Genomic DNA, 18,084 nt, shown 5'->3' on the forward strand with positions numbered 1-18,084 from the left:
CGCGGTCGTGCGACTCGGTGACCCCGCCGACCCGACCGTCGCCACCACCGAACTGGCCAACCAACCGCCGATGTGGACGCTGCAACCCGGCGCGGCCTAACCGCCGCTGGCGATGTCGCGGCGACGGAAGCCGGCCAGGCCGGCTCCGGTCAGCACCGCGGCCAGGGCGACGAGCCAGACCAGTGGGGTCGCGGTCACCTCGCCGCCGGGCAGCGCCGGGAGGTGGGTGAACGGCGAGAGGTCGAGCGCCCACTGGCTGAGCTGGAGGATCGCGCCGAGCTGGCCGAGCAGCAGGAAGAACGCGAGGACCGCCCAGCCGAGGCCGGTCAGCTGGGGCAGCAGGCCGAACAGCAGCACCACGATCGCCACGGTGAACCAGACCGCCGGGATCTGCCCGGCGCCGGCGCCGACCACCCGGCCGATCGCGCCGGCGCCCTCCCCCGATCCCGCGCCGTAGCCGATGCCCAGGAACAGGCCGGCCACGAGCAGGCCGAGCGCCGGCCCCCCGAACGCGAACAGCAGGTGACCGCCGGCCCAGCGGAGCCGGCCGACCGACGCCGCCAGCAGCGGTTCGACCCGCAGCGCGCTCTCTTCGCCGCGGGCCCGCAGCGCCGCCTGGATGCCCTGGCCGGCCGCGCCGATTCCGATGATCGCCATGCCGGCCGCGATGACCATGTCGCCGATCGAGGCGCCGCTGCCGATCCGCGCGATCGCGTCGGCGAGGTCGGGACTGTCCTTGACGGCGTCGACCGCCGCGTCGGTCGCCGAGCCGAGGAACAGGCCGAGGACGGCGTACCCGATGAGCCAGCCGAACAGCGTGGACCGCTGCAGCCGCCAGGCCAGACCGAGCGGGGAGAGCAGGCTGCGCGGCGCCCGGGCCGGTCCGGGCCGCGGCGCGATCAGCCCGGCGTCGAGGTCGCGCGCCGCGTTCAGCCGGTACGCGACCGCGGACAGCACGACCACGGCCAGCAGCACGACGGCCGCGACCCACCAGCGTTCGCCGGCGAACGGCCGCATCCGCTGTAGCAAACCGATCGGCGAGATCCAGGACAGCGGCGAGTTGAGGTCGCCGCCGGCGTCGCCGACCATCCGCAGCAGGAACGAGCCGATCAGCACGGCGCCGGCGATCCAGCGCGCGGTGCGGGCGCCCTGGGTGATCTGGGCGATGACCGCCGCGATCGCGCCGAAGAGCAGGCAGGCGAGGAAGTACTGCAGGCCCAGCGCGATGGAGCCGGTGCCCCCGGCGCCCGCGGCGGCGGTGCCCAGCGCGGTCAGCCCGCCGACCACGACCGAGGCCAGCAGCGCGACCAGCATGCCGGCGACCAGCCCGGCCTGGCGCCCGATGACGGTGGCGCCGAGCAGCTCACGGCGGCCCTGTTCCTCTTCGGCGCGGGTGTGCCGGATGACGATGAACGCGGTCGCCAGCGCCACGATCAGCAGCACGATGCTCGACCGCCACGCGGTCAGGCCGCCCAGGTTGGGTGCCCAGATCGGGCCGTAGACCGCCGTCAACGACGGGTTCGACATCGACGCGGCGAACTTCGCCAGCTCGGCCGGGTCGGGATAGAGGCTCGCGAAGCTGCTCGCGACCAGGCCGGGGAAGAGCCCGAGCAGGATCGTCCACAGCGGAAGGACGACCCGGTCACGGCGCAACGCCAACCGGAAGAGGTGCCAGGTGCCGGTCACCGTACGACCTCTTCTTCTTTCTGGTAATGCCGCAGGAACAGCTCCTCCAGCGTCGGTGGCTGGCTGGTCAGGCCGCGCACGCCGACCGTGGTCAGGGCGCGCAGCACGGTGTCCAGCTCGGCGTTGTCGACCTGGAAACGCACCCGCTCGCCCTCGACGACCAGGTCGTGCACGCCGGGCAGCGAACCGAGCCCGTTGGGGGAGGCGGCCAGCTCGGCGTGGATGGCGGTGCGGGTCAGGTGGCGCAGTTCGGTGAGCGTGCCGGTCTCGACCGTGCGGCCGGCCCGGATGATGCTCACCTGGTCGCAGAGCGCCTCGGCCTCGGCCAGGATGTGGCTCGACAGCAGCACCGTGCGGCCGGCGCCGCGCTCGTCGTTGACGCAGGCCTGGAACACCGACTCCATCAGCGGGTCGAGGCCCGAGGTGGGCTCGTCGAGCACCAGCAGTTCGGCGTCGGAGGCCAGGGCGGCCACCAGCGCGACCTTCTGCCGGTTCCCCTTCGAGTAGGTGCGGCCCTTCTTGCGCGGGTCGAGCTCGAAGCGCTCGATCAGCTCGTCGCGCCGCTTGGTGTCGAGGCCGCCACGGAGCCGGCCGAGCAGGTCGATGACCTCGCCGCCGGTGAGGTTGGGCCACAGCGTCACGTCGCCGGGCACATAGGCGAGGCGGCGGTGCAGCGACACCGCGTCGCGCCAGGGGTCTCCCCCGAAGAGGGTGGTGGTGCCGGCGTCGGCCCGCAGGAGGCCGAGCAGCACTCGGATGGCGGTCGACTTGCCCGCCCCGTTGGGGCCGAGGAAGCCGTGCACCTCTCCCCGGCGCACCTCGAGATCGAGTCCGTCGAGGGCGCGGGTCCGGCCGAAGCTCTTGACAAGCCCATTGACCGAAATGACGTTCTCCATGATTTGGAAGTTACACTTGCTTCACAAACTTGTGAAGTTTCATTCGCGTCAAGAGCGCGTCAAGATAGATCACGTCCGGCAGGATGGAGCGAGGGAGGTGCGCGACATGGCTGGCGACCGCGACGAGACCGCTCTGCGGCAATACGTGGAGGACATGGCACGGCTCTACGCCGACTGGGGGTTCCCCCGGATGGCGGCTCGCGTGCTGATGCAGCTGATGGCCTCCGACACCGGATACCTGACCGCCAAGGAGCTCAGCGACGGGCTGGAGATCAGCCCGGCCGCGGTCTCGCAGTCGGTGCGCTACCTGCAGCATCTCGGGCTGGTCGAGCGCTCGGCCGTGCCCGGCTCCCGGCGCGACCGCTACGGCCTGCCCGACGACGCCTGGTACATGGGCGCGATCATCAAGGGCACTCTGTTCACCCAGATCGCCAAGCTCGCCGAGGGCGGCGTCGCCGCGGCCGGCGGCCGGGAGACCCCGGCCGGAGAGCGGATCGCCGGCATGGGCGACTTCTACGAGTTCATCCAGGGCGAGCTCGGCTCCCTGCTGGAGCGCTACCTGAAGCATCGCGAGACGCTCAAGGAGTAGGCAGTCCGATGTAGGCGGCCTGGGCCCGCATCTGGTGGTCGAAGACCGGGCCTGGCACGTCGACGGCGTTGTTCAGTTGGCCGAAGAGCTCGAAGCTGACAAAGCCGAACAGCTGCACCCAGCTGCCCAGCGCCCGGCCCACCGCTCCGAGCGGCGCGTTCGGAGCGACGCCGGCACCGACCCGCGCGAGCTCCGCCGCCACGTCGGCCGGCAGGCGCTCGTCGTCGTGGAGCACGCCGACCCGCGCGGCGTCTTCGAGCACTGCGCCGAGCACGGTCACCGCCCGGGTAGCCGCGGGCACCGTGTCGCTGGGTGCGGCGTACCCCGGCACTGGGCTGCCGTAGATCAACGCGTACTCGTGCGGGTTGGCCAGGGCCCAGTCGCGCACCGCGTGGCAGATGGCGAGAAACCGCCCGGTCAGGTCGGCCCGGTCGACCGCGCCCTCGGCCGCCTCGACCGACCCACCCAGCGCGTTGTAAGCGTCCAGGATCAGCGCGGTGAGCAGGTCGTCGCGGCTCGGGAAATAGCGATAGATCGCCGACGACACCACGCCCAGGTCGCGCGCGACCGCGCGGAGCGACAGGTTGGCGCCGTCGGTCGCGAGGTGCCGCCGGGCGATCACCTTGATCTCGTCGGTCATCTCCGCCCGCAGCCGGGCCCGCATCGAGGTCGCCTTCATGAGAACAGTGTCGCATATCGAGAGCACTGCTCTTGACAGAGGGCACTGATCCGTGGACCATTGCTCTTAACAGAGAGCACTGCTCTCCGAATCGACTTCCTGGAGGCACGCCATGCACGTCATCGTCGGAGCCGGCGCGGTTGGCAGCAGCACCGCCACCCAACTGGCCGAGGCCGGTGAGCGGGTCCGCCTGATCACCCGCAGCGGCAGCGGCCCGGTCCACCCCGACATCGAGCGGGTCGCCGCCGACGCCAGCGACGGCGCGGCCCTGAGCCGGCTGAGCAAGGGTGCGGTCGCGATCTACAACTGCGCCAACCCGCCCTACCACACCTGGCCGGCCGACTGGCCGCCGATGCACGCGGCGATGCTGGCCGCCGCTTCGTCGAGCGGCGCGCCGTTGGTGATCACTGGCAATCTCTATGTCTACGGCCCGGTCGACCGGCCGATGACCGAAGACATGCCGCTCGCGGCGCCGACCGTCAAGGGCCGGGTGCGGGTGAAGATGTGGCAGGACGCGGTCGACGCCTACCGCTCCGGCCGGATCAGCGGGGTCACCGAGGTGCGCGGTTCCGACTATCTGAGCCCGCGCTACTCGGTCATCGAGATGGCCATGCCCGGCCTGCGCGCCAACAAGACGATCTGGCTGCCCGGCCCGCTCGACATCCCGCACACGTTCACCTACACGGGCGACATGGCCGCCGCGCTGATCGCCCTCGGTCGCGACCCGCGGGCCTGGGGCCGGGCCTGGCACGTGCCATCGCCGGCCCCGATGACCATGCGCCAGGCGGTCGAGCGACTCGCCGCGGTCGGCGGGTTCGCGCCGCCCCGGCTGCGCAGCTACCCGAAGGCGGCGGTCCGGGCCGCTGGGCTCTTCGACCGCCGCACCAGGGAGTTCGTCGAGATGAGCTACCAGTGGGAGCGGCCCTTCCTGCTCGACGCCACGCTGACCGCGGAGACCTTCGGGCTGGCCGCGACCGACGTCGACGAGGCGTTGCGGGCGTCGATCCCCGCCGCCGCCGAGCCCGTCGCGGCGTGAGCCGGGTCGGTGGCGGTCCGGCGCCGGTGATAGGCGTAGGCGGCGAGCAGCAGCGTCGCGCTCCACAGTGGCCAGAGCACCATCGGCGTCACCGCGACGTCGAAGTCGGCGATCATCCGCAGCACTTTCGCGTCGGAGAAAAAGCTCACGCTGGCCGCGCCCACCGCGACCGCGACCGCCGCGGCCGGCACCGTGGCCAGCCACACCGGCACCCGGCGGCCGGCCAGCCCGACCATCCAGCGCGGGAAGCGCTCGCCCCACGGCCGCAGCAGGCCGATGGTCAGCCAGGTGCCGACCAGCGCGAAAGTGCCGAGACCGGTGGCCGCCAACGCCATATCGGGATCGTCGATGGCCCCGGCTTCCGTGCCGAGCGGGATTCCGGCCGCCCAGGCCAGCCGGGTCGCGGCGTAGACGGCCGGGATCACCGCCGCGACGATGGTCACCCAGGTCCCCCAGCGCACCGGCCCGGTGGCCGGCTCGTTCCCGGCCGTACGCCGCTGCCAGTCGAGCAACGCCCGGGCCAGCAGCAGCCCGCCGGCGATCGACCACACCTGGTTGGCGGTCGTCCAGTTGAAGATCACGCCATAGTCGATCTCGCTGGGCCAGCCGAAGGGCGCACCGATCAGCAGCATCGGGGTGTAGCCCGCGATGGCCAGGATGTGCGCCCCGGGAATCAGGATGACCAGCGCGGCCGCGACCGCCCAGCCGAGACCGAGGAGGCCGGCGCGCACCGGGCGGGGCGGCCGGGCCGGTTGCCGGCCCGCGGTGGCCAGCGCCAGCACTCCGGCGCCGAGCAGCACGACCGCGAACACGGCGGCGCCGGTCTGCACCGGGACGGCGCGCAGCGGGTGCATCTGGTCCGGATTGTTGGCACCGAACGGGTAGCCGTCGCCGGTCAGGGCCCAGACCGTGGCGACGACGCCGTAGCTCAGCGCCCACGCGGCAGCGAGGTAACCGGCCCAGGATCGTGAGTTCGTCATGCCTCTCACGCTCGCCGGGCGGTCGCTGTCGAGCCTCCCCGTGCGGTGTGGACCGCCTCCCCCCGGCGGGGGAGCTCACCCGGTGGGCGTCACGAATCCCGACTCGTACGCGGTGATCACCGCCTGCACGCGGTCGCGGGCGCCGAGCTTGGCGAGCACGTTGCCCACGTGGGTCTTGACCGTCTCGCCGCCGACCACGAGCCGCTCGGCGATCTCCGCATTGGACAGCCCGGCCGCCATCAGCCGGAGCACCTCGGCCTCCCGCCCGGTGAGCCGGGCCATGGCCGGGTTCGTGCCGCCACCACGGCCCGCGACCAGGCGTCGGATGGCCGCCGGAAACAGCAGCGAGTCGCCGCGCGCGACCACCCGGATCGCGTCCACCACCTCGGCCGGCCGGGCCCGCTTGAGCAGGAATCCGCTCGCACCGGCGCGCAGCGCGTCGTAGACGTAGTCGTCGTTCTCGAAGGTGGTCACCACGATCACCCGGGGTGGCGTGGCCGCGGTGGTCAGCAGGTGCCGGGTCGCCTGGATGCCGTCGACGTCGGGCATCCGCACGTCCATCAGCACCACGTCGGGCCGGTGCCGGGCAACCAGCGGCGGGACCTCGGCGCCGTCGCCGGCCTCGGCCACCACCTCGAGATCGGGCTCGGCGTCGACGATCGTGCGCAGGCCGACGCGGACCAGCGCGTCGTCGTCGACGATCAGCACCCGTGTCGTCATGACCCTCCCGTCGGCAGCCGCACCGCGACCGTGAACAGCCCGTCAGCCGGCCCGGCGGTCATCCGCCCGCCCAGCACGTCGACCCGTTCGCGCATGCCGGCGAGGCCGCGCCCGGTCGGGTCATGGCCTTCCCGGGTCACCGGGTTGCTGACGTCGATCCGCAACGACCGCTCGACCACCGCGATGTGCACGGTAACCGGCACCGGCCCGGCATGCCGGACCGCGTTGGTCAGCGCCTCCTGCACGATCCGGTAGCCCTCCCGGGAAACGGCCGCCGGCACGGTCGCGATCGGCCCGTCGCGAGTGACGGTGACCGTCAAACCGGCGCCGGCGACATCGGCGACGACCCGGTCGACGTCGGCCAGGGTCCGCTGCGGCGCCGGCCGGTCGGCACGCTCGGCCGCGCGCAGCAGCCCGAGCACGTGGTCGAGGTCTTCCATCGCCGCCCGGCCGGTCTCCTCGATCGCGACCAGCGCCCGCTTGACGAACTCGGGGTCGTCCGACGCCCGCTGTGCGGCGGCGGCCTGCAGCGTGGTGACGGTCAGCGCGTGCCCGACCGAGTCGTGCAGTTCGCGGGCCAGCCGGTTGCGCTCGACGAGTTGACCGGCCCGCGCTTCGAGCGCCGCGATCCGCTGGGCCTGCGAGGGCCCGAGCAGCGTCGGCGCGAGTTGGGCGGCGAGCGCGCCGAGCCCGGCGACCGCGTAGCCGAGCAGCACCAGCAGGACGAGGCCGGCCGCGGTGAGCGCGGCCGGGTTCCACCGGTCGAGCGGGAGACCGCCGCGCGGGAGGCTGTCGACGGACCACTGGAGCGCGAAGACCAGGGCCATCGGCAGTGCGGTGACGAGTGCGAGGCCGACCAGCCCGCCGAACGCCAGGTGCAGCCCGAACCAGAGCGCTCCGCGCAGGGTGGTCTCCCGGTCGGCCCGGCCGGCGGGATCGGGCAGGTCGACACCGAGCAGGCCGCGGGCGGCGACGATTTCGACGGCCCGGGTGCCGCCGAGGAACGCCGGTGTCACAGCGATCACCGCGCTGATCAGGATCAGTGCCCAGGTCGCCGGCGGCGGCACGTCGTCGCCGGTGAGCATGCTGACGAAGACGACGGTGAGCAGCGCGTAGGGCAGCACGATCACACCGCCGAGCAGCAGGTGCACGCCCCGCCGGTAGGTGGATCCCCGAACCAGCGGTGCCAGGACGCGGTTCACCGGCCGATTGTGACCGCCGGCGGCGCAAACGCGCTACGCGCTTCCTACAGGGGTGCAGAGCAAACGCTCTTGCTCTGCACCCCTGTGGGAAGCGGCCTGGTGGCGGGGTGCTTCCCACAGGGGTGCAGAGCAAGGAGATCAGCTCAGGATGGACCGGGCGGTGTCGATCGGGATCGCGAAGCCGATGCCGATCGAACCGCCGCCCTGGCCGGTCGAGGCGTTGGCGACGTTGATGGCGATGACCTGGCCGGCCGCGTCGACCAGTGGGCCGCCCGAGTTGCCGGAGTTGATCGGGGCGTCGGTCTGGATCAGGTGGGACAGGTTGAGGTCCTGGGCGTCGCGGTCGAGGGCCGAGACGATGCCGGAGGTGACCGTGCCGCTCAGGCCGAGCGGGCTGCCGAACGCCAGCACCGTGTCGCCGACCTGGACGCTGTTGCTGTCGCCGAGCGTCGCCGGGGTCAGGCCGGACGCGTTGACCTGGAGCAGCGCGAGGTCGTGGCTCGGGTCGGTACGCAGGATCTGGGCTGGCACGGACCGGCCGTCGGACAGTTGCACGGTCGCGCCGCCGGTGGCCTCGTCGACCACGTGGTTGTTGGTGAGGATGCGGCCCGAACCGTCGACGATCACACCGCTGCCCTCGGCGGTGCCGCCGGCGATCGGGACCAGGATGGTTACGACGCTCGGTGAGGTCTTGGCGGCCACCGAGGCGAGGGTCGCCGACTGGTTCGAGACGCTGGTGGCGGCGGTCGAGGCCGCGGCGGTCGAGGCGGCCGTGGGCTGGTTGGTCTGCGCGCCGATCACGCCGCCGGCGACGCCGCCGCCGAGGACCAGCACGAGGGCGCCGGCCGCGATGGCGACGCGGCGGCCGCGCCGCGGGCCGTTGGGTGCGCCGCCGGAGTGACTGCCGGGGCCCCAGGGCGGGGTGGGCCCGCCGGGACCGGTCGGACCGGCCGCGGTCGGCTGGTGCGGCCAGGTGGACGCGTACGGATCGGAGCGGCTCAGCAAATCGGTCATGTCTCTACCGTGACGCGGATATCTTCCCCGAACCTGGGGCTGGCCTGGGACTTACCTGAACGCGGCCGACCGGACGTCGCGTCCCGCCGCGCTGAGCGGACCCGAATGGTGCACCCGCGCTGGAGATCCCCGACAATGTCCTGATGGCTGGGGCGTCCTCGACATGGCGGCGTAATCTCGCCGGCTGCCTCGCGGTCGTGGCGGGAGTCCTCGCCCTGTCGTTCGGCGTGCCGGCGATCGACGACGCGCTGCCCGACAACACCGTGTCAAGCACCACCCCGCTCGAGTTCGCCGTCAACGCCAGCGTGGTGCCGCCGCCCGACGCCTCGGTCGTCGCCGGGCAGACCTCGCCCGAGCAGGGCGTGGTCACGCTGGACGTCGACGGCGTGCGCTACCGGCTGACCGCCGAGAGCTTCCCGGGCACCCTCCAGCAACTCGCCGACCGGATCCGCGCCGAGGTGCAGAACATCTCCGGTGTGCAGGCCATCTCCGACGACCAGCAGGTCACCTCCAACAGCGGCATACCCGGCCTGCAGGCCACCTTCGTGGCCGAGAACCGCACCGGCTGGTACACCGTCTACCTGTTCGGCGGCACCGGCGTGACCTCGGTCGTCGACGGCAACGACGCGGGCGTCACCGCGCACCGCGACGCCCTGGAGACCAGCGTCAGGACCGTCACGATCGAGCAGGTCGCATGAGCGTCGACCAGGCCGCCCCGACGCCGCCACCGGCACCGGGCACCCGGCGGGTGTTCGCGTCCTGGGGCGCCGCGGCGCGCTGGCCGGCCGTCTGGGTGTTCGTCGCGCTGGCCATCGCCGGCGTCGTCATCCTCGGCCTGTCGTTCGGCCCGGCCATCGCCGACGCTCCGGCCGCCTTCGTGCTCGCTGTGATCCTCTTCGGCATACACGGCGCCGTGTTCGTCACGATCATCCGCGCGGTCGACTGGCTGGAGCCGGAGCCGCGCTGGCTGTTCGCCGCCGCGCTGGTCTGGGGCGGCTTCGTGGCCAGCGCCAACGCGCTGCGGGCCAACACCGCGCTCGAGTCGATCCTGGTCAAGATGACCTCGCTCGGCTTCGTGCGCGACTGGGCGGCCGCGATCGAGGGGCCGACCGACGAGGAGATCCTCAAGACGCTCGGCATCGTGATGATCGTGCTGCTGGCCCGCCGGCAGATCAACAGCGTTCTCGACGGCGTGGTGTACGGAGCATTCGTCGGTCTCGGGTTCCAGGAGATCGAGAACATCACCTACAGCCTCAACGCGGTGGCGGCCGCGGGCACCGACAGTCTTGGCCCGGTGCTGCAGACGTTCGTGGTCCGCGGGCTGCTCGCCGGGCTGTGGAGCCACACCGTCTACAGCGCGATCGCCGGCGCCGGCGTGGCGTACGCCGTGCTGCACAAGGAACGTTCGTGGTTCAACCGGATCGGTGTCGCGCTCGGCGCCCTCGCCCTGGCGTGGCTGATGCACTTCCTGTGGAACTCACCGGCGGCGGCGTCGTTGACTGACCACGCCGGCGTCTACGGCACCCTGCTGGTCCTGCTGATCAAGGGACTGCTGATCCTCGGCACGTTCCTGATCCTGTTGCACTTCTTCCGCAAGGACGAGTACGAAGGCCTGGCCGGTCCGCTGGAAAGCCTGCGCAACCCGTGGATCGCGACGCACAACGAGATCCTCGCGTTGCGTGGCTGGCGCAGCCGCGGCCGGGCGCGCTGGAACGCCTACGTCTACGCGGGCGCCCGCGGCTATCGCCGGGTCCGCCAACTCCAGCGCGCGCAGGCCGATCTCGCGGTCGACATGCGCGACAACGGCGAGGCCGGCTATGCCGCCCGGCTGCCCGAGTTGCAGCGCGCCCGCTACGGTGTCTACAACCTCGGCATCTCCGACGCCGACGCGGTGCACCCGACCACCACCGCCGGCTGGATCTCGTTCGTCCTGGCGTTCGCGGTGCTGATCAACCCGATCTTCCTGGTGCTGCCGCTCGGCTTCCTGCTCTTCGGGGTGGCCCGGGCCCGCTCCCGCCGGCAACGGGCCGACCCGCGGTTGCGTACGGCCGCCATCCTGGCCCTGGTCTTCGCGCTGGCCTACATCGTCAGCCTCATCGCCCGCTCGGCGACGCTGTATTGACCGCGCCGCCCGAGACAGGCCCTAACGGTGGGTGGCGCGCAGCAGCAGGGCCCAGGCGGCGAGCGGGTGGCCGGCCATCAGCTGGTGCTCGGCATCGGCGATCAGGCTCGGCCAGCTGGTCGGTGCCCGGCCGCCGACCACCGCTTCCTGCGCGGCGTCGCGGGCGACCGCGACCAGGTCCTCGACGCCGGACCGGGCGACCCGCAACCGCCGCTCGGTCGCGGCGAGGTCGTGCCGCGGTTGCCCGGTGCGCAACCCCCAGCCGTAGGGGTAGAGCGGCCGGTAGTCGCGGTCGCCGACGTTGACCGGCACCTGGTCGGCCCGGGCCGGCCAGCTCACCGGCAACCGCCCGGTGAACGGGCGGCGCCCGAACAGCACGTCGGCCACGCCGCCGCCCTCGCTGCCCGGCAGCCACGACGCCACCAGCGCGTCGATCCGGTGCCGCGGGTCGCTGATGACCTGCGGACGGCCGGAGACGACCAGGACGACGCAGGTGGCGATCGCCGCACAGACCTTGTCGACCACGGCCTGGTCGGCCGGCTGCAGCGTGAGGGACTTCTCCTCCTGCAGGGCCGGCGCGCAGAAGCCGCATTCGGGGCCGCCGACGTCGCCGTAGCCCTCCGCGTAGGGCGTCTCGCCGACCACCACGATGCCCACGTCGGCACCGGCCGTCGGCGCGGACGCGTCGGCGCTGTAGGTCACCGTCGCCCCCGGTGCGACCTCCTGGATCCCCTCCAGGATGGTGGTGCCCGGGATCGTGTCGCCGCTGTCGCCCTGCCACTGGATCGTCCAGCCACCGGCCTGGTTGCCGATGTTGTCGGCGTTGCGGCCCGCGACGTAGACGTTGCCGGCCGGCCGCAACGGCAGCGTCCGGCCGCTGTTCGCCAGCAGCACCTGCGATTCCGCGGCGGCGCGGCGGGCGACGGCCCGGTGCTCGGCGCCGCCGATCTCACCGGGCGCGGTCGCCACGTAGGGATGCTCGAAGAGCCCCAGCTCGAACTTGCGGCGCAGGATCCGGCTGACCGCGTCGTCGATCCGCGACCGCGCGACCCGGCCGGCCGCGACCTCGGCCAACAGCAGATCTTCGAACTGCGAAGCCGTGTTGGGCTCCATGAACATGTCGATGCCGGCGTTGACACCGGCCCGCACCTTGCCCGCGGTCAGGCCCGTGTTGCCCGGCTCGGCCGGGTCGGGAAGCTGATGGATGCCCTCCCAGTCGGAGACCACGAAGCCGTCGAAGCCCAGCCGGCCCTTGAGCTCTCGGGTCACCAACTCGCGGTTGGCGTGCATCTTCACCGGGTTGCCGACGCCGTCGTCGGTGAAGTCCACGCTGGAGAAGGAGGGCATCACCACGGCCGCGTCGTGATGGCGCAGCGCGTTGTCATAGGGCGCCAGATCGATCCGGGCGAAGTCGCGGCGGCTGGTGACCGTCACGCCCTGGTCGATCGGATACTTCTGGTCATACCAGGGCTTGCCCTCGTTCGCGTCGGCGACGGCCTGGTCGTAGCGCGTGTCACCGTCGCCGGCATAGTGCTTCACGGTGGCGAGCACGCCGTTGTCCTGCAGCCCGTCGATGACGGTCGACATGCGCTCGACCAGCGCCGGGTCTTCGCCGAAACTCTCGTAGGAGCGGCCCCACCGCTCGTCGCGGGAGACGCACACGCAGGGCGCGAAATCCCACGGGATGCCGGTGGCCCGCATCTCCTCCGCGGTCACCCGGCCGGCCTCCGCGGCCAGGGCCGGGTCACGGGTCGCGCCGAGACCGACGTTGTGCGGGAAGATCGTCGCGCCGTCGACGTTGCCGTGGCCGTGCACGGCGTCGATGCCGTAGAGCATCGGGATCTTCAGGCGGGTCGACAGCGCCTGGGCCTGGAACGAGTTGACCATCTCGACCCAGGCGGCCGGCGTGTTGGGCGTCGGCACCGAGCCCCCGCCGGACAGCACCGAACCCAGCCGCCACCGCGCGACCAGTGTCGGGTCGGCCGCCACCGCCGCCCGCTCGGCCTGCGTCATCTGGCCGACCTTCTCCTCGATCGTCATCCGGCCGAGCAGGTCGGCCACCCGCTGCTCGACGGGTCGGCCCGGGTCGAGGTAGGGCAGGGCGGCCGCCGGGGCACCGTCGAGCGCCTCCGCCGGCGCGGCGGCCGCCGGCAGGAGCGAGGCCGTGAGAGCGCTCACCGAGACGAGCGCGATCGTGAAACTGCGGCGCATTGTCATGATCGTCCTCCGGATGCCTGTCCGGGCCGAGACAACGAACGACTGTTCCCATCGGCATCCTCCTCGCCGGTCTCGACCGATGTCAATGAACCGGGCGACGTAGGCTCTTGGCGTGGAAGGCCTGCTCAGGGAGCTCGCACCGGAGGTACTCGGGGCGCTGGTGCGCCGCTACGGCCACTTCGACGCGGCGGAGGACGCCGTGCAGGAGGCGCTGCTCGCGGCGGCGACCCAATGGCCGGCCGACGGGCAGCCGGACGACCCGAAGGCCTGGCTGATCCGGGTCGCCTCGCGCCGCCTGATCGACCAGCTCCGCAGCGACGAGTCGCGGCGGCAGCGCGAGGAGAACGACTTCCAGCGCGACCCCGCCGCCACGCGAACAGCGCCGCCGGCCGACGCCGACCGCCGGGACGGCGATGACTCGTTGGTGTTGCTGTTCCTCTGCTGCCACCCCGCCATCGCGGTTCCCGCGCAGGTGGCGCTGACTCTGCGGGCCGTCGGCGGCCTGACCACGGCCGAGATCGCGAGCGCGTTCCTGGTGCCCGAGCCGACCATGGGACAGCGGATCAGCCGGGCCAAGCAGAAGATCAAGTCTTCTGGGCTCGGGTTCGAGATGCCGCCGCCGGAGTCGCGGGTGGCCCGGCTGGACGCCGTACTCCAGGTGCTCTATCTGATCTTCAACGAGGGCTACACGAGCAGTTCCGGGCCGCACCTGGCCCGGGTCGAGCTGTCGGCGGAGGCGATCCGGCTGGCCCGGATGCTGCACCGGCTGCTGCCCGACGACGGCGAGGCGGCCGGCCTGCTCGCGCTGATGCTGCTGACCGACGCCCGGCGGCCGGCCCGCACCGGCCCGGGCGGCGAACTGGTCCCGCTCGACGAGCAGGACCGGTCGCGCTGGGACCGGGCGGCGATCGCCGAGGGTGTCGCGCTGGTCTCCACCGCGCTGGCCCGCACCCGGCCCGGCGCCTACCAGTTGCAGGCGGCGATCGCGGCGGTGCACGACGAGGCGCCCAGCGCCGCGGACACCGACTGGCCGCAGGTGCTCGCGCTCTACGAACTGCTGGAAAAGGTCACCGACAGCCCGATGGTGCGGCTCAACAAGGCCGTCGCGGTCGCGATGGTGGCCGGACCGCGGGCCGGGCTCGATCTGCTGTCCACGCTCGACGGCGACGAGCGGATGACCCGACACCACCGGCTCGCCGCCGTACGCGCACACCTGCTCGAACTGGCCGGCGACAGCGCCGGAGCCGCGGCGGCCTACGCGGCGGCCGCCGACCGCACGCTCAGCGAGCCGGAGCAGCGCTACCTGCGCGATCGGGCCCGGCGGCTGGTGGCCACGACGCCATGACCTGGCTGCTGCACGTCGACATGGACCAGTTCGTGGCCGCGGTGGAGATCCTGCGCCATCCGGAACTGCGCGGCCGTCCGGTCGTGGTCGGCGGCGCGGGCGACCCGACGGCCCGGCGTCAGGTGGTCTCCACCGCCTCCTACGAGGCCCGGGCGCACGGTGTCCACTCCGGAATGCCGTTGCGGCGGGCCGCCCAGCTCTGCCCGGAGGCGGTGTTCCTGGCGACCGATCCGGCCGCCTACAGCGCCGCTTCCGAGCGGGTGATGGCGGTGCTGCGCCGGTTCCCGGTCGACGTCGAGGTGTGGGGCTGGGACGAGGCGTTCATCGGCGGCGACATCGCCGACCCGGTCACGCTGGCCGAGGAGCTGAAGGCGGCGGTGTTCGCCGAGACGGGGCTGACCTGCGCGATCGGCATCGGCGAGAACAAGCTGCAGGCCAAGACCGCGGCCCGGTTCGGCAAGCCCGGCGGCGTCCACACGCTTACCTCCGCGGTCTGGCTCGACGTGATGGGGCCGCGCCCGGCGGCGGAGCTCTGGGGAGTCGGCCCGAAGACCACCCGCAAGCTCGACGAGCTCGGGCTGCACACGGTCGCCGAGCTCGCCGCGACGCCGCCCGACGCGCTGGTCGAGCGCTTCGGGCCGCGGATGGCGGCCTGGCTGCCGGTCGCGGCGGCCGGCGGCGGTGACACCCACATCAGCACCGAGCCGTGGGTGGCCCGCTCGAAGAGCCGGGAGAACACCTACGCCGAAGACCTCTCCGACCCGGCGGACATCGCCCGCGAGGTGGCCGCGATGGCCCGCGCGCTGACCGCCGACGTGGTCGCCGACGGGCGCGAGATCACCCACGTGGCGGTCAAGGTGCGCTACGTCAGCTTCTTCACGCCGACCCGGGAGTCCAAACTGCGCGCGGGCCCGACCACCGACGCCGGCGTGGTCGAGCAGGCGGCCGTCGCGTTGCTGGCCAAGTTCGAATGGAAACGCCCGGTGCGACTGCTCGGCGTGCGGGTCAACCTGGCGATGCCGGACTGACCACGTCGGCCAGTCGGTCGATCTGGTCGAGCGACGGCACCGTCGGATCGAAGTAGAGCTCGGTCACCCCGGCCGCTTCGAACGCCTGGGCCGCCGCCCGGATCGTTTCGGGGGTACGCAGCGCGTTGGTCGCGATCCCGTCGGCGTACTCGCCGAGGAACGCGTAGTAGTGCCGGAGATAGGCCAGCGACCGCTCCTCGGCGTCGTCGCCGAGCGAGTAGTAGGCGAGGACGGTGATCCGCGGCTCGCCCTCGCGGCCGGCTTCCTGCCAGGCGGTGCGCACCCGGGCGGCGTACTCCCCGGCCTGCTCCGGCCGGCCGCCGCCCATCGCGCCACCGGCGCCCCAGGACACCAGCCGGCGGAACGCCGCGTCGCTGGTGCCGCCGATGATCACGGGTATGGCGTGCCCGTTGACCGGCGCCGGCGAATGCTCGGGGTCGCCCGACCAGATCCGGTGGATCCGGTCCAGCGTGCGGTCGAACTCGCGGCCCCGGCGGCTGAAGTCGCGGCCCATCACCTCGAAGTCGTCCTGCCGGCCGCCCGGGGCCAGGCCGAGAGTCAACCGGCCGCCGGAGATCTGGTCGACCGTGGCGGCCGACTTGGCCAGCAGGGCGGCGGGATAGACCGGGCCCAGCAGGATGTTGGTGTAGAGCCCGATCCGGCTGGTCACCGCCGCCGCGGCGGCGAGGGCGGTCAGCGAGTCGTGGTTGGGGTAGGCGATCCGGTCGATCGTCGCCAGCCCGGCGAAGCCGTGCTCCTCGGATCGCCGGGCCCACTCGACCAGGGTGGTGCCGGGGACGCCCGGCACGCTGTTGGGAAGTCCGATGCCGATCTTCACCCGGCCCACCCTAGCGGGATTGCTGCTATTTCACCTGATACGTCGGCCGGATGACCGCCCGCGCGAGGTCGTGGAACGTCAGGTTGAAGCTGACCACGGCCGGCGACACGTCGGGCGTCACGTCCAGTCGCTCGACGTCGACCGCGTGCACGGTGAACAGATAGCGGTGCGGGAAGTCGCCCTGCGGCGGCGCCGCACCGCCGTACTCCTTGGTGCCGTAGTCGTTGCGCACCGCGAACGCGCCGGCCGGCGGCTGGGCCCCCCGCTCCAGTGAGGTCACCGTGACCGGCACGTTGACCAGCACCCAGTGCCAGAAGCCGCTGTGTGTCGGCGCGTCCGGGTCGTAGCAGGTGATCACGAAGCTCTTGGTCGAATCCGGGAAGCCCGACCAGGACAGCTGCGGCGACTTCCCGCCGCCGCCGACGCTCGGGTCGGCGAACGTGTCGGCCATCTGCTCCCCGTCGCGCACGTCCTCGCTGGTCAGCGTGAACGAGGGAACGGACGGCAGCAGGTCGTAGGGATCCGGCGGAACAGGTCGTTCGAGACTCATGGTTTGATCCTTCCTCAGCGTTTCGGCCAGTGCCACGCGGGCTCGTCGAGCCTGCCCTGCCCAACGACATAGGTCTCGCCGTGCTCCTTGGCGAGCTCGACGAGTTGCAGGTCGGCCTCGTCGGCGTGCGCGTCGAGCGCCGACGCCAGCGGCCGCGAGTGGGTGACCACGACGATCTGCATGCGCGCGGACGCGCCGGCGACCAGCGCGGCGAGCGGGCGGATGAGGTCGGGGTGCAGGCTGTTCTCCGGTTCGTTGAGCACCAGCAGTTCCGGCGGCCGGGGCGTCAGCATTGCGGCCACCCAGCTCAGGTAACGCAGCGTCCCGTCGGAGAGTTCAGCCGCGCCGAGCGGGCGGAGCATCCCGGGCTGGGTCAGCGTCAGCTCGAACCGGCCGGCCGCCGCGGCGATGGCCAGCCGGCTGCCCGGGAAGCCGAGGTCGACCGCCGCGTCCAGGGCCGCCGCGTCGCCGACCTCGCGGATCGTCGCCAGCGCGGGCGCCAGGTCGGCACCGTCGTGGCCGAGCACCGGCGTGCGGGTGCCGATCTGCGCGGCCCGCATCGGCGCGTCGGCGTCGGTGCGGACCTGGTCGTAGAAGCGCCACGAGCGGATCCGTTCGCGCAGCAGCATCAGGTCGGGCGCCAGTTCCGGATCGACGAACTCGGCGAGCATGCTGTCGTACGGGCGCAGCGTGAGCTTCGTGGCCCGCCAGGCACCGTCGGGTCCGCGTACGCCGACCGCCGTGTTGGTCCGCTCGGTCAGCTTGGTCGCCGGCCGCAGCACCGGGCCCGACCAACTGCATTCGCTCTTGATCTCCGGGTCGAGCCCGAACAGCGTCGGCCCGACCGCCTGCGGCAACCCGAGGTCGATGGCGTAGCCGAACGAGTCGCCGGCGAAGCCCAGCCGCAGCGCCACCCGCTTGGTGCGCACCGTGCCCTGGAGCGGGTGGTCTCCACGCTGGACCGTCTCGGGGCCGGCCCACAGCGTCGACGGCAGCCCACCCTCGCGGGCCAGTGCGCCCACCACGCCACCCCGGGCCGATGCCGAGAGCAGCCGCAACGAACGGTAGAGGCTCGACTTCCCGGCACCGTTGGCCCCGGTCACCACGTTGAGCCGGCGCAGCGGCAGCACCAGCCGGCGCAGTGACCGGTAGTTCTCGACGGCGAGCGTGACCAGCACCCGA

16 protein-coding genes are annotated in these 18,084 nt (G+C 72.6%); 6 read left to right on the plus strand and 10 right to left on the minus strand.

The annotated features are described in order from the left end of the window. Nucleotides 1-96: 96 nt before the first annotated feature. Both AB0J74_RS19300 and AB0J74_RS19305 read right to left on the minus strand, forming a co-directional pair. Nucleotides 97-1,686 carry an ABC transporter permease gene (locus AB0J74_RS19300; protein ID WP_363449651.1) on the minus strand — a complete coding sequence of 530 codons (1,590 nt, stop codon included), beginning with the start codon at nucleotides 1,684-1,686 and terminating at the stop codon, nucleotides 97-99. Further along, complete coding sequence (locus AB0J74_RS19305; RefSeq protein WP_363449653.1) at nucleotides 1,683-2,582, minus strand: ABC transporter ATP-binding protein; 900 nt, start codon at nucleotides 2,580-2,582, stop codon at nucleotides 1,683-1,685. Before AB0J74_RS19305 ends, AB0J74_RS19300 begins: the two co-directional genes overlap by 4 nt. Nucleotides 2,583-2,688: 106 nt before the next feature. Here AB0J74_RS19305 and AB0J74_RS19310 point away from each other — a divergent pair, with 106 nt between their 5' ends. Further along, nucleotides 2,689-3,171, plus strand: a complete 483-nt coding sequence (locus tag AB0J74_RS19310; RefSeq protein ID WP_363449655.1) for a MarR family transcriptional regulator — start codon at nucleotides 2,689-2,691, stop codon at nucleotides 3,169-3,171. On the opposite strand, the gene AB0J74_RS19315 is transcribed toward AB0J74_RS19310, so the two are convergent. Beyond that, entirely contained in the window at nucleotides 3,161-3,850 is a 690-nt protein-coding gene (locus tag AB0J74_RS19315) for a TetR/AcrR family transcriptional regulator (RefSeq protein ID WP_363449657.1), read from the minus strand. The two genes, AB0J74_RS19310 and AB0J74_RS19315, sit on opposite strands and share 11 nt — an antisense overlap. A gap of 112 nt (nucleotides 3,851-3,962) precedes the next feature. On the opposite strand from AB0J74_RS19315, the gene AB0J74_RS19320 reads away from it, so the two are divergent. Beyond that, entirely contained in the window at nucleotides 3,963-4,886 is a 924-nt protein-coding gene (locus tag AB0J74_RS19320; RefSeq protein WP_363449659.1) for an NAD-dependent epimerase/dehydratase family protein, read from the plus strand. Nucleotides 4,887-5,941: 1,055 nt separating this feature from the next. Here AB0J74_RS19320 and AB0J74_RS19325 read toward each other — a convergent pair. The 3 genes from AB0J74_RS19325 to AB0J74_RS19335 all read right to left on the minus strand — a co-directional run bounded on the left by AB0J74_RS19325 (nucleotide 5,942) and on the right by AB0J74_RS19335 (nucleotide 8,802). Next, on the minus strand, nucleotides 5,942-6,586 hold the full coding sequence (locus AB0J74_RS19325; protein ID WP_363449661.1) for a response regulator transcription factor: 645 nt from the start codon (nucleotides 6,584-6,586) through the stop codon (nucleotides 5,942-5,944). Further along, nucleotides 6,583-7,788 (minus strand): histidine kinase, encoded by a 1,206-nt coding sequence (locus AB0J74_RS19330; protein ID WP_363449663.1) that lies wholly within the window; start codon nucleotides 7,786-7,788, stop codon nucleotides 6,583-6,585. The genes AB0J74_RS19325 and AB0J74_RS19330 overlap by 4 nt, the downstream gene beginning before the upstream one ends. 138 nt (nucleotides 7,789-7,926) lie before the next feature. Further along, a complete protein-coding gene (locus tag AB0J74_RS19335; protein WP_363449665.1) occupies nucleotides 7,927-8,802 on the minus strand; it encodes a trypsin-like peptidase domain-containing protein in 876 nt (291 codons plus the stop codon). A gap of 143 nt (nucleotides 8,803-8,945) precedes the next feature. Between AB0J74_RS19335 and AB0J74_RS19340 the strand changes: the two genes are divergently transcribed. After that, nucleotides 8,946-9,500, plus strand: coding sequence for a hypothetical protein (locus AB0J74_RS19340; RefSeq protein ID WP_363449667.1), 555 nt, complete (start codon nucleotides 8,946-8,948; stop codon nucleotides 9,498-9,500). After that, complete coding sequence (locus AB0J74_RS19345) at nucleotides 9,497-10,924, plus strand: PrsW family intramembrane metalloprotease (protein ID WP_363449669.1); 1,428 nt, start codon at nucleotides 9,497-9,499, stop codon at nucleotides 10,922-10,924. Before AB0J74_RS19340 ends, AB0J74_RS19345 begins: the two co-directional genes overlap by 4 nt. Nucleotides 10,925-10,945: 21 nt before the next feature. On the opposite strand, the gene AB0J74_RS19350 is transcribed toward AB0J74_RS19345, so the two are convergent. Next, nucleotides 10,946-13,135 carry a glycoside hydrolase family 3 protein gene (locus tag AB0J74_RS19350; protein WP_363449671.1) on the minus strand — a complete coding sequence of 730 codons (2,190 nt, stop codon included), beginning with the start codon at nucleotides 13,133-13,135 and terminating at the stop codon, nucleotides 10,946-10,948. A 118-nt stretch (nucleotides 13,136-13,253) separates the two neighbouring features. Here AB0J74_RS19350 and AB0J74_RS19355 point away from each other — a divergent pair, with 118 nt between their 5' ends. Together AB0J74_RS19355 and AB0J74_RS19360 are read left to right on the plus strand one after the other, a co-directional pair. Beyond that, complete coding sequence (locus AB0J74_RS19355; protein ID WP_363449673.1) at nucleotides 13,254-14,486, plus strand: sigma-70 family RNA polymerase sigma factor; 1,233 nt, start codon at nucleotides 13,254-13,256, stop codon at nucleotides 14,484-14,486. Beyond that, nucleotides 14,483-15,514 carry a DNA polymerase IV gene (locus AB0J74_RS19360; RefSeq protein WP_363449675.1) on the plus strand — a complete coding sequence of 344 codons (1,032 nt, stop codon included), beginning with the start codon at nucleotides 14,483-14,485 and terminating at the stop codon, nucleotides 15,512-15,514. The genes AB0J74_RS19355 and AB0J74_RS19360 overlap by 4 nt, the downstream gene beginning before the upstream one ends. Here AB0J74_RS19360 and AB0J74_RS19365 read toward each other — a convergent pair. From AB0J74_RS19365 to AB0J74_RS19375, 3 genes are read right to left on the minus strand one after another with little or no spacing between them, the layout of a single operon-like run. After that, the gene (locus AB0J74_RS19365; RefSeq protein ID WP_363449677.1) at nucleotides 15,492-16,352 is read right to left on the minus strand and encodes an LLM class flavin-dependent oxidoreductase; all 861 of its coding nucleotides are present in this window, start codon (nucleotides 16,350-16,352) and stop codon (nucleotides 15,492-15,494) included. The two genes, AB0J74_RS19360 and AB0J74_RS19365, sit on opposite strands and share 23 nt — an antisense overlap. Nucleotides 16,353-16,377: 25 nt before the next feature. Then, nucleotides 16,378-16,902, minus strand: coding sequence for a YbhB/YbcL family Raf kinase inhibitor-like protein (locus tag AB0J74_RS19370; RefSeq protein ID WP_363449679.1), 525 nt, complete (start codon nucleotides 16,900-16,902; stop codon nucleotides 16,378-16,380). 14 nt (nucleotides 16,903-16,916) lie between these two features. Next, on the minus strand, nucleotides 16,917-18,080 hold the full coding sequence (locus tag AB0J74_RS19375) for an AAA family ATPase (protein WP_363449681.1): 1,164 nt from the start codon (nucleotides 18,078-18,080) through the stop codon (nucleotides 16,917-16,919). Nucleotides 18,081-18,084 lie beyond the last annotated feature (4 nt).

The sequence above is a fragment of the Asanoa sp. NPDC049573 genome (assembly GCF_040676615.1).
Taxonomy (GTDB): Bacteria; Actinomycetota; Actinomycetes; order Mycobacteriales; family Micromonosporaceae; genus Asanoa.